The organism is Roseofilum acuticapitatum BLCC-M154 (assembly GCF_030068475.1).
In the GTDB taxonomy this organism is placed as follows: Bacteria; Cyanobacteriota; Cyanobacteriia; order Cyanobacteriales; family Desertifilaceae; genus Roseofilum; species Roseofilum acuticapitatum.
The window spans coordinates 1-11,957 of the sequence record NZ_JAQOSP010000044.1 but is presented as its reverse complement, the minus strand read 5'-3'; the positions used below and the strand labels follow the sequence as shown (position 1 = coordinate 11,957).

General features: G+C 44.7%; 9 protein-coding genes and 1 pseudogene. 4 read left to right on the top strand and 6 right to left on the bottom strand.

What is annotated here, in order from left to right:
- Window positions 1-310: 310 nt before the first annotated feature.
- On the top strand, window positions 311-3,151 hold the full coding sequence (gene uvrA, locus PMG71_RS06785) for an excinuclease ABC subunit UvrA (RefSeq protein ID WP_283752898.1): 2,841 nt from the start codon (window positions 311-313) through the stop codon (window positions 3,149-3,151).
- Between the two features lie 16 nt (window positions 3,152-3,167).
- Here uvrA and PMG71_RS06780 read toward each other — a convergent pair.
- From PMG71_RS06780 to PMG71_RS06770, 3 genes and pseudogenes are all read right to left on the bottom strand, one after another.
- Window positions 3,168-3,401 (bottom strand): annotated as a pseudogene (locus PMG71_RS06780) (DUF2283 domain-containing protein).
- 135 nt (window positions 3,402-3,536) lie between these two features.
- On the bottom strand, window positions 3,537-3,872 hold the full coding sequence (locus tag PMG71_RS06775) for a rhodanese-like domain-containing protein (RefSeq protein ID WP_283752897.1): 336 nt from the start codon (window positions 3,870-3,872) through the stop codon (window positions 3,537-3,539).
- A gap of 26 nt (window positions 3,873-3,898) precedes the next feature.
- Window positions 3,899-4,321 carry a hypothetical protein gene (locus PMG71_RS06770; protein WP_283752896.1) on the bottom strand — a complete coding sequence of 141 codons (423 nt, stop codon included), beginning with the start codon at window positions 4,319-4,321 and terminating at the stop codon, window positions 3,899-3,901.
- Between PMG71_RS06770 and PMG71_RS06765 the strand changes: the two genes are divergently transcribed.
- Both PMG71_RS06765 and chlP read left to right on the top strand, forming a co-directional pair.
- Complete coding sequence (locus tag PMG71_RS06765; RefSeq protein ID WP_283752895.1) at window positions 4,321-5,154, top strand: hypothetical protein; 834 nt, start codon at window positions 4,321-4,323, stop codon at window positions 5,152-5,154. The genes PMG71_RS06770 and PMG71_RS06765 overlap by 1 nt on opposite strands.
- 195 nt (window positions 5,155-5,349) lie before the next feature.
- A complete protein-coding gene (gene chlP / locus PMG71_RS06760) occupies window positions 5,350-6,570 on the top strand; it encodes a geranylgeranyl reductase (protein ID WP_283752894.1) in 1,221 nt (406 codons plus the stop codon).
- Window positions 6,571-6,803: 233 nt separating this feature from the next.
- Here the strand turns inward: chlP and kaiC are convergent, their stop codons facing one another.
- The 3 genes from kaiC to PMG71_RS06745 all read right to left on the bottom strand — a co-directional run bounded on the left by kaiC (window position 6,804) and on the right by PMG71_RS06745 (window position 9,741).
- On the bottom strand, window positions 6,804-8,378 hold the full coding sequence (gene kaiC, locus PMG71_RS06755) for a circadian clock protein KaiC (protein ID WP_283752893.1): 1,575 nt from the start codon (window positions 8,376-8,378) through the stop codon (window positions 6,804-6,806).
- A 72-nt stretch (window positions 8,379-8,450) separates the two neighbouring features.
- A complete protein-coding gene (gene kaiB, locus PMG71_RS06750) occupies window positions 8,451-8,765 on the bottom strand; it encodes a circadian clock protein KaiB (RefSeq protein ID WP_283752892.1) in 315 nt (104 codons plus the stop codon).
- A gap of 61 nt (window positions 8,766-8,826) precedes the next feature.
- Complete coding sequence (locus PMG71_RS06745) at window positions 8,827-9,741, bottom strand: circadian clock protein KaiA (protein ID WP_283752891.1); 915 nt, start codon at window positions 9,739-9,741, stop codon at window positions 8,827-8,829.
- Between the two features lie 283 nt (window positions 9,742-10,024).
- On the opposite strand from PMG71_RS06745, the gene PMG71_RS06740 reads away from it, so the two are divergent.
- The gene (locus tag PMG71_RS06740) at window positions 10,025-11,761 is read left to right on the top strand and encodes a sensor histidine kinase (protein ID WP_283752890.1); all 1,737 of its coding nucleotides are present in this window, start codon (window positions 10,025-10,027) and stop codon (window positions 11,759-11,761) included.
- Window positions 11,762-11,957: the final 196 nt, after the last annotated feature.

The following is an 11,957-nucleotide window of genomic DNA, read 5'->3' as shown; positions in this document are numbered from 1 at the left end:
AAAACTGAGGGAATTGGGAATTGATCCGAGTAGCTTGGATTCATGACCACTCATTCTCGCGTAAATTTCTTAGCCAACTCCTAGCAACGACTCCATATATAGAGGATTGGTGCGTTACGCTTCGCTAACGCACCCTACTGCCGTGACACAGTTAAAATAGTGCATTAGCGTAGGGTGGGTTAGGCGGCTAAAACCTAGACTGTGATAGCAATCTCTCAATCCGCCGTAACCCACCATTTTAGGGTTGTCACGACATGAAAATTGTTAATTGTTAATTGATATAATCCTAACCCAAAGACGATCGCCGCTTATGACCGAAGACAAGACCATCCGCATCCGAGGAGCGAGACAGCATAATCTCAAGAATATCGATCTGGAATTGCCCCGCGATCGCCTGATTGTCTTTACGGGGGTGTCTGGATCGGGCAAATCTTCCCTTGCCTTTGATACCATCTTTGCTGAAGGGCAACGGCGCTATGTGGAGTCCCTCAGTGCCTATGCGCGGCAATTTTTGGGTCAGGTGGATAAACCGGATGTGGATAGCATCGAGGGGTTGAGTCCAGCCATCTCTATCGACCAGAAATCAACCTCCCATAACCCCCGCTCCACCGTGGGAACAGTGACCGAAATTTATGACTATTTGCGCTTGTGGTTTGGTCGTGCGGGAGAACCCCATTGTCCCATTTGCGATCGCTCCATCGCTCCCCAAACCATCGATCAAATGTGCGATCGCATCCTGGAGCTTCCCCAACGTACCCGTTTCCAAATACTCGCTCCCGTAGTCCGAGGCAAAAAAGGAACCCATAAAAAGCTGCTCTCTAGTTTAGCTTCCCAAGGATTTGTCCGAGTGCGAATTAATGGCGAAGTTCAGGAACTTTCGGACACTATCGAACTCGAAAAAAACCATAAACATGACATCGAAATTGTCATCGATCGCCTCATCATCAAACCCGGACTAGAAGAGCGCTTAACCGACTCCTTAAGCACCGCCCTCCACCACGGGGAAGGAATGGCCATGATTGAAATCATGGCGGATACAGACCCCGAAACTATCCTATTTTCCGAAAACTTTGCCTGTCCCGAACATGGCGCTGTCATGGAAGAATTATCCCCCCGGTTATTCTCCTTTAACTCTCCCTATGGCGCTTGTCCCGACTGTCATGGGTTAGGGAGTCATCGCCAATTTTCCCCAGCGCTGCTCATTCCCAATCCAGACGCTCCTTTGTTTCGCGCGATCGCTCCCTGGTCAGAAAAAGACAATACCTACTATTTCTCCTTGCTCGACAGTGTGGGAGAAGCCTATCATTTTGAATTAACCACACCCTGGAAAAAACTCACCTCTGAACAACAAGAAATCATCCTTCACGGCACAACCGAAGAAATCTATCTCGAACCCCAATCCGACTATCGCCAAGTCTCCGGTTATCATGCCCGATTCAAGGGAGTCATCCCCATTTTAGAGCGCATTTACCATGAAACCGGCTCCGACTTACAAAAACAGAAACTCGAACCCTATCTCATCGATCAACCCTGTCATTCTTGTCAAGGAAAACGACTCAAACCGGAAGCCCTATCCGTCCGTTTAGGGCAATATCACATTCACGATTTAACCGAAATTTCCATCACTGATTGTTTGCAGAAAATTAAGGACATCAACCTATCCGAGCGCCAAGCGAAAATCGGCGAACTTGCCCTGAAAGAAATTCAAGCTAGACTACAGTTTTTAATCGATGTAGGCTTAGACTATCTTACCCTCGATCGTCCAGCCATGACCTTATCTGGAGGAGAAGCGCAACGCATCCGGTTAGCTACACAAATAGGCGCAGGTTTAACGGGAGTTTTATATGTGTTAGATGAACCGAGTATTGGCTTACATCAACGGGATAATTCTCGCCTGCTGCAAACCTTAACCAAATTGCGCGATTTAGGCAATACTTTAATTGTGGTCGAACATGATGAGGAAACCATCCGCAGCGCCGATCATTTGGTGGATATTGGCCCCGGTGCAGGGGTTCATGGCGGGGAAATTGTCGCCCAAGGAACTCTAGAGCAATTACTGGATAATGAGCTATCTGTGACCGGTGCTTATCTGTCAGGAAAGCGAGTCATTGAAACGCCCAAAAAACGCCGAGAAGGGAACGGGCGATCGCTCAAACTCAAAAATGCCCACAAAAACAATCTCAAGCATATCAATCTGGAAATTCCTTTAGGCAAACTCGTCAGTATTACCGGAGTCTCCGGTTCCGGAAAATCCACCTTAATTAATGAACTGCTTTATCCCGCTCTCCAACATCATTTAAACCGGAATATTGCCTTCCCTCAAGAATTAGGAAAAATCACCGGACTCGATGCCATTGATAAAGTCATTGTCATCGATCAATCTCCCATTGGCAGAACCCCCAGATCGAATCCTGCTACCTATACCGGTATTTTCGATTCTATTCGCGCTATTTTTGCCGAAACCATCGAAGCCAAAGCTAGAGGATATAAACCCGGACGCTTTTCTTTTAATGTCAAAGGGGGACGCTGTGAAGCGTGTGGGGGACAGGGAGTTAATGTGATTGAAATGAACTTTTTACCGGATGTTTATGTGCAATGCGAAGTCTGTAAAGGCGCTAGATATAACCGGGAAACTTTGCAAGTGAAATATAAAGGATATTCGATTGCGGATGTTTTGAATATGACGGTTGCTGAAGCCTTAGAAGTGTTTCAAAACATCCCCAAAGCCTTTAAACGCCTACAAACTTTAGTCGATGTCGGATTAGGCTATATTCATCTCGGACAACCTGCCCCAACCCTCTCTGGAGGAGAAGCGCAACGGGTAAAGTTAGCCACAGAATTATCCCGCAGAGCAACTGGAAAAACTCTCTATTTAATCGATGAACCCACCACGGGACTCTCGTTTTATGATGTCCATCAACTGCTGAATGTTTTACAGCGTTTGGTCGATAAGGGCAATTCTATGATTGTGATTGAACATAATTTAGATGTGATTCGCTGCTCCGATTGGATTATTGACTTAGGCCCAGAAGGAGGCGATAAAGGAGGTGAGGTTGTGGTCACGGGAGAGCCGGAAAAGGTAGCCAAACATGGTCAGTCTTACACGGGATTTTATTTGCGAGAAGTGCTAGATTCTAGGAAAGATGAATAACTAATATGACTCTCAGTTAATGATGGACTAACTTGTGATTAGATTTCACTTGCACTTCTGGTAAATTGATAGCTTCTAAGACCTTGAGATCGACCTTCTGGGAAGCTAAATCAATATCAATACCAACTATATTTCCTTCAGCATCAAAATCAATCACAATATTATGGGCAATTTATTCTGATTCTACACTGGGAATATCTTTAAGTTTAATATACAGTGAATCAGTCTCTGGATAGTAATCAAGCTTCATGGATAATTAGACTCCTTTTGTAATCGTTTACCAAAGTTTCGGTCAAAAAAAGCATTGTTGAATTTAATCGCTTATGCTCCTGCCCACCCTAAAAATTACTCATTTTTAATTTTTAATTTTTAATTTTTAATTGATCTAATATCGGGGAATGGAACGATCGACTAGATAAGAATAGGCATCAATGCCACCGGATAGGTTTTTGAGGTCGGTAAATCCCTGATTCATGAGCCATTGGCACATTTGCTGCGATCGCATTCCATGATGACACATGACGACGGTTGGTTTATCCTTGTCAAACCGAGCATGAATATCTTCTGACCATTCCCGAAACTGACTTAAAGATAATACTTCAAAGCCTTCAATCCTAGCTAAATTCACTTCTTCTGGTTCGCGAACATCAATAAATTGCCAATTGGCTCGTTCTTGCTCACTCAAGTTAGCTAATTTTTCTACACTAAATTCTTCAATCATCAGAGTTGGGTTGGATTACAAATGACTTAACTATTCTCGTCGGAAGACTCTCGTACTTGCCGTCGATTGGGGTAAATCTCCTCTCCAATGATATCAGAAAATAAAGCAATACGCTCAGAAAGTTTTTCTTGGACTTCTTGGGCTTCTTCTGCTGATTCAAAGGGGGAAGACGGCCGAGAAAAGGATGCAGAACGTTTGGTTTGTGATGCCTCTTTTTCGGCTTGCCATTGTTTAAGACGTTGCTGGGAAACCTGCTGATGGTTTTTCATATACTGAGACCAGAATCCAGAGTTGAGTTCATCCATGGTACGGACAATTGACCAGAACTCCATTAACATTAAGTTATGGAGCATTTGATCGTTTCGCTTCAAAACCCGGATAGCTTCATTAATCTGGCGGTCAAAATCCCGTTGGGAGTCTGAAGACTCATTCTCTCGACTCGATCCCATTGCCCACATCACTCCCTGATACTTGGCATTATCATAGATCAGAATCCGATCGCCGTGCAGTAGGAAATCTGCAAGAATATGGCAAGATAGGGAAAATGCTGGTAACTGGACAAGCCCGATACCCTATGCTTATTCCCTTAAATCGCAGCCGGTTTGAACAACTGATTCCTCTGATTGGAACAGGGAATCAATACAAATACTGTTGGGGCAAGTTTTCCGATCTCCTCAGACGCTTACTGGCCTCAGTTTTAGGCGCTCTGGTGATCTTCTTTGGTCGGCTCACTGCCTTGGGGGAGAGTTTTGAGTTACTCTTATTTCTGATCGGAATTACCATCGGAACCTATTGGCTATGGGGGCCGATTTTCTGGGCGAGTCGTCGTAATGCCAAGTACCGCAAATTCCCTTATAGTGGATTCTGGCGCGGAGAAATTTTAGATGTTTTTATTACCGATGAATTAGTCAGTACAGAAGAAACAGTAAATAATCGTGGGGAGTTGGTGATTGTTGAAAACCGGGAACGGCGTTTAAATCTAGATTTAGGGGATGAAACGGGCTTTGAAACTCGTTTTCAAGTGCCCATCCGTCGCCAATACCGTGCTATTGATGCGGGGATGATTGCGGAAATGGTGGTGATGTCGAGTCAACCGGATTTAAGCCGGATTAACCGCATTTCTGATGTTTATTTGCCCCAAATTAACTTGTGGGTAAGTGATTACCCTTATCTGCGTCGGGATGTATTTTTAGAGGTGAGCCAAACCCTACGCCGCCAGTCTATGCGCTCAGAACCGGCTCCTCGCCGTCGTCCAATTCCTCAAGAGCGGTATCGAGAGTAGTTTGAGTCATGATTAATGAGTCATGAGTAATGAATTGGCTATGACCTGATGCTAACTATAACTGTTCTCACTCAGTTCGTATCATTGTGTTAAACTCTGTTGCAGTTTAGTTACAATAGCCCCAAACTGGCCCAGAATATTCCCAGAAAGTGATAGGATTCGATTCGTGTTGTGTAACGATTGTGGAGAAAACCTTTGGGTATAAGGGTTGCTGTAGTTGGATCGGGGCCAGCAGGTTCAAGCACTGCTGAGACCCTAGCAAAGGCAGGGATTGAAACTTATCTGTTTGAGCGTAAGCTAGACAACGCTAAACCCTGCGGTGGAGCCATTCCTCTGTGTATGGTAAGTGAATTTGACTTACCGCCCCATATTATTGACCGGCGGGTGAGAAAGATGAAAATGATCTCACCGTCGAACAGAGAAGTCGATATTAATATAGAACGGGACGACGAATATATTGGGATGTGTCGCCGGGAAGTGCTAGATGGCTTTATGCGCGATCGCGCAGCCGAATTGGGCGCGACCCTAATTAACGGAACTGTCCATAAGCTGGAAATTCCCACCAATAGCACCGATCCCTACACCCTGCACTATAGTGACCATTCTCAGGGAGGCACGGTTGGAGTAGCCAAAACCCTCCAGGTGGATGTGGTTGTTGGTGCGGATGGAGCGAACTCCAGAGTAGCTAAAGCGATCGAAGCAGGAGACTATAATTACGCGATCGCCTTCCAAGAGCGCATCCGTCTCCCTGACCATCTGATGAACTACTATGAAGACCTGGCGGAAATGTATGTCGGAGACGATGTATCCCCAGACTTCTATGCTTGGGTATTCCCCAAATACGACCATGTGGCCGTAGGCACGGGAACCATGAAAGTGAATCAAGCCAAAATTAAACAACTGCAAGCGGGAATTCGCGCCCGCGCAGCCAAGCGCTTGCTTGGAGGTCAAATTATTAAAGTAGAAGCCCACCCCATCCCCGAACATCCCCGTCCCCATCGGGTACGCGGTCGGGTCGCTCTAGTCGGTGATGCAGCCGGAACCGTAACCAAATCCTCCGGAGAAGGAATCTACTTTGCGGCTAAATCCGGTCGCATGTGTGCAGAGGCGATCGTCGAGTTTTCTAACAATGGTCAACGCATTCCTACGGAAGACGATCTCAAGGTTTACATCAAACGCTGGGATAAGAAATATGGCTTGACCTACAAGGTACTCGATATCCTACAACAGGTCTTCTATCGTACCGATGCCACCCGCGAAGCCTTTGTAGAAATGTGTTCCGACAAAGATGTGCAAAAGCTCACCTTTGACAGCTACTTGTACAAAACCGTGGTTCCCGCGAATCCTTTAGTGCAAATGAAGATTACGGCGAAAACCATCGGTAGCTTGCTCCGGGGTAATGCCTTAGCCCCTTAAGACACTCAACCTGATTCGGGTTATCACCCATACCAATAACTCTTAAATATCGATTTCATCCTCCCTCATGCAGAGGGGGGATTTTTTATGGGAATACATCAATAATGCCCTATTTTATATCAAATCGGAGAAATTTAGAGGAACGTACCTCACTACAGCGCGAAGCACTGTATTTTCATCCACCGCCTATTACTCGAACACTTTGCCCAACTTTCTCTTAAATAAACTTAGCCTTATAAAGTATCTTCTTCATCCTTATTCTGAACCCCACGCACAATCCGAGACAACTCACTTTTTTCATTCACCGAAATCCGACTCGGTGAACCACTAATAATCCCTTCATAGTTCCGGAAAGAATCCTTAATTTCTGCACCATGTTCTGTAATCGCATATTCACGAATACCCTTATCATGCCACGATCCGCGCATCTTGAAAACGTTAATCGCTCGTGACATTTCCCCACGAATTTCCACATATTGCAACATTAAAATCGTATCCGTAATCGTTGAAATATGGGATTCAGTAATCGAATGAGACCCCATAAACTGATCCGTAGTATTCGTAAAGAAACCCGTAATTTCTTCCTGTTTTGCATATCCCGTCACCCCAATCACAAATTGGCGAAATGCGTTATTACTCACCCCTCGCGCTAGGGCCGACAAGGAATCAATCGCAATCCGAGAGGGCTTGAATTCAGTAATTTTCGATTTAATTAACTGTAAATGATCTTCCAATCCTGCCGACTCTGGATAAGCACAGAGAATTTTCAGCAGACCTTGATTTTCCAGTTCTTCAAAATCAATTCCCCAAGAATTCGCATTCCGGAAAAGTTGCGCTCTCGATTCTTCATAGGCAAATAAAATTGCCCGTTCTGAATTCTTACAGGCATTTTCTATAAACTTACTCACCAATAACGTTTTACCCGTTCCCGTTGCTCCCGTGGCTAAAATAATCGAATCTTTGAAAAATCCGCCGCCACACATTTCATCTAAAGTGCTGACTCCAGAAGATACTCTAACATTAGACGAGCGTTGAGTTAGTCGCATTGCTCCCAAGGGGAAGATATTAATTCCATTATCGGTAATGGTAAAAGGATATTCTCCTTTCATATGAGTCGTTCCCCGAAGTTTGAGAATTTCTACCGTTCTTCTTCGTCTTTCTCCTTCTAAGGCATTGCGAACAATCACCACATTATCAGAAACAAATTCTTCTACTCCAAAACGAGCAACCGGCCCATATTCTTCTTCCCGTTCTGTGGTCATCACGGTGGTCACACCCAACTGTTTAAGTCGAGCGACGAGGCGAAAAATTTCCCGACGCACGACAGAAGCAGCATCATATTGCTGAAATACAGCCGTTACGGAATCAATGGAGACCCGCTTGGCCTTGTATTTACGAATGGCATATTGCAGCCGTTCAATGAGAGCAGAAAGGTCAAAATTACCGACAATATCTTGACCTTCTGGGTCAGGAGAAGCATCTAAAATAAAGAGTTTACCATCATCTATGAGTTGCTGTAAGTCCCAGCCAAAACTAGCAGAGTTTTGAATAATATCTGTAGGAGATTCTTCAAAGGTTACAAATATTCCTGGCTCATTGAAATAGGTAATCCCATTATACAAAAATTGAATGGTTAGCATGGTTTTACCCGTTCCTGATGTCCCACTCACCAGGGTGCTGCGACCTTGGGGAAGTCCTCCATGACTAATGTCATCAAAGCCTTCAATCAGGGTTCTAATTTTGGTGATTCCTGTAAGTTTTTTATTGGGAGTTTTTTCTGGTTCGCTAACTGGCTCAAATGTACTCATAGGTGCTATGGCTCTATATAAAAAAAATAAAAGGGATGATGAGAGGCTCGAATAGTCTCGATCGCTACTGTTTTACACCATACTTTCATCATCGCGCAGTTCATCATATAATAGATCGAGTCCAATCAGCACTTTTTCCCGATCCGAGAGGTCTCCAATAATTTTACGAACGGGAGGAGGGAGAATTTTAGCCAAGGTGGGAGTGGCGAGAATTTTGTCTTCTTCAGCCAGTTGAGGATTTTTGAGGACATCAATCACTTTGAGGGCATAAACGCCTTGAAATTCTTGTTCTAGAATATCATTTAGGGTTTTTAATGCCCGTACTGAGTTGGGGGTATTTCCGGCAACATATAGTTTGAGAATGTAGGTTTTTTTAAGGGGACTCATGGTTTTTCTGTGTCAATGGGTTCTAGATGTTGTTGTCATTCAGGACTATGAATTAACAAGATTAGGATTCGCGAGGAATTGAACGGCGATACATTTCACATAAGTGGGCAATGGTATCGATCAAGGTTAAACGATAGTCAAGCAAGATTTCTTCACTTCGTCCTTCTAGCTGTAATTGTTTGGAAAACTCTTCCATTAGTTCCATGTGAATTTCAACGATTTGAGACACAGAAATATCGGCAAAAAAAGCGATGTTTACAAAGTCATCAATTTTAGAATTGATGGCTTCATCATCAGAGAAGTAATTGAGTATTATATCCTGATAATCTTCTTTTAAGCTCTCCAGTAAATCTTGTTGTTTTTCATGAGATAAACGACGGAAAAAGTTTTTGGGGTCTCGTTTGTAATACACGCCGAGATATCCTAGTCGTTCTTTGAGTTTTTCCGCTAAACGCCGTTGCTGACGTTTGAGCGAGTGTTGAATGATGATCGCATCGATCGCATTTCCCTGCTGTGTACTGGTTCCTTTTTGGGTGGTTGATAATTCCAGAAATTTAGCGATCGCCCGATCAATGACTGATTGCACTTCTTGGAGTTCATCAGCCGTGACTTCCAACACCGCATCATGGTATAATCTTCTTATGGCTGTCAAATCAAGCGGTACTAAAGTTCCTGTTTCTTCTTGATTCCCTGAAGGAACTTCGAGACGTTGGGGAGTTTCAATAGATTCCCCGATCGCCACCAGGGGTAAATAGATTTTTTGTTGCCGCAGTTTACTTAAGAGTTCTAAGATCTCAGGTATCCTTTCGACCACCAAACAGTCAATTTGTTGCTTGTGCTGATCGACATATTCGATTAACTCACCTTCAGAAAATAAGCGAGTGTATGCATGGCGAGTGTCTTCTAGGCATTGTTCCAGGGAATCGCCAAGAGACGCGGATCGGACAAAAATACAGATAGACAGTTGAGAGGGCACGCCAAGGTGTTAAAAGAAACTACAGGGATCGGCTTCGCCGACAGGAGAAAGTGTTGGTTTAATAATCGAAGAAATTGTTTTTTACCAGTCTTTACATCAATGTAAACATTCTAGACTTAATTGTAAATAAATTGTTATGTTTCTGGAAATTTCTCCGGTTTGCTTACAGGCATCTCTCTGAAGAGGGGGCCAACGATCCAGAATTTAGCTTAGGGAGTCCTTAGCGATCTCAGGCTAGACTGAAGCCACCGGGTGTTGCTGACATTGGGGTTAGCTAAACTTCATGAACTCTCCTTTGCTCCAAGCTTTTACTTCTCCAGTGGTGGTCTGTCCACAAACCACTCCGCTCCAAAGGGCCTTAAGGGAATGGAGTCTCACTGACCAAGAATTTCTCGTGGTCATCGATCCGGCCCAATTCCCGATCGCCTGTATTCAGTTTTCCCGGTGGTTACCCTATTGGCTACAACCGGAATCTCCAGGGGTGCAGTCTTCCTCTTTATTAAAGATCAACCCCCAATTGTACCAAATTGGAGAACCGATTTTAGAATCAATTGTCTGTTTTTCCAGCGATCTAGAGATCGGGGAACTCCAGCAACAACTCAAAAAGTGTAATCCAGCGATCGCCTGTCATTATGCCCTAATTAACCCAGAAAGGGAATTTGTCGGATTACTGGATAATCAACGGTTGCTTCAGTATTCCCTAGAGCAAAGGGCCCCCCATCATCCCGGATCTAGGGAATTGAAAGAACAGCAGATCTTCTGGCAAAATCAACTGCCTCTCGATCCTCATCCCTCACCCCACTCTTACTTACCCCAGTCAGACCCCATCAGCGATCCCTCCCAGCAATCCCCAGGATCTCCAGTAGACTGGCAACTTCAGACCCTCTTGACTCGCATCACCCAACTGGTCAAGGAAAATCAAACGAAAAACCAGATCTTAGCCTATATTAGCCATGCCCTAAAAACACCGATTACTTCAATTTTAGGCCTATCTAACCTCTTGTCCCATCCCCATCACTCTCTCAGCGATGCTCGACAAAAGCAATACTTAGCTTTGATCCATCAAGGAGGAAAACAACTGAGAATCATCATTGATGATATGGTCACTTGGGTACAGCTCGAACTCGGAGAAATCGCGTTAAACCAATCCCTCATTAACCTATCTGAATTCTGCGATCGCACCCTAACCACCTTTCAAGAACTGGTGCAAGACCGGCCCCAAACCCCCTACCTCAAACTTATACGAGATCCCGATCTCACCGATGTGATGGCCGATGAATTTTGGCTGCGGCAAATGATCCACCGGCTATTGTCCTATAATCTATGGTCAATCGGCGATCGCTCAATCTCTCTCCAACTTGAGATCCAATCCCAAGGGGGCTTTTGGATGAGCTTTCGCTTAACCAACCCCTACCTAACCCCCCCCGTCAATCTTACCCCTTGGATCTCCTCATCCAGTCAACCCACCTGGGAATTAGGATTAGCCATTGTTAGTCAATTAGCCCAACTCCATGGCGGCGATCTCATCTGTTCCCTTACAGAAAACCAAGGCACAGAATTTACCTTGCTCTTACCCTCCGAACTCCTCCATCAACCCTCGGAAACCGAAATCAACTCTTCTGTGCCCAAAAAATTAACTCTTTTATGCTTATCTCCCGGTACACCCCAAAAAGGAACCTATCAAGAATGGGTACGGGGATGCCACACCTTGAAAGGTAAAGATTGTCGCCTTCTCGAAGCAGAAGATCTAGATCAGGCAGAAATCTTAGCTAGAGTCTGGAAACCCCATGTTTTAGTCTTTAATGATGCCGGTTTAGAGGATATTCAGGATTACTTAAATGCTCTACGTCAGTCAGAATCCCTATGTTATTTACCCCTGATCACCCTCAGTCAGGAAACCACCCAACTAGCCAATCAAATTCCCGGATTATTGGTCTTTCCTTGTTTGGTGTCTCCGGATTCTGACTTGGCGGTTTCTACGTTGTTGCAAGTGATTAAGATCGCCGCAAGTCAGAGATAGGGGGCGCTCCCTGAGCGGAGTCGAAGGTAAAGTGGGCAATACCTACTCATAGATTTGATATCAAGTCCGGTTTCCGCAAGCGGACATGAAAATTTGTTAAGAAGCGGGCAAGATGCCCGCACTCCTCGAATTCTTTGATATGACTGGAGTGGGAGCATCTTGCTCCCTGGATTTTTAATTAGGGTATTTCCGCTTC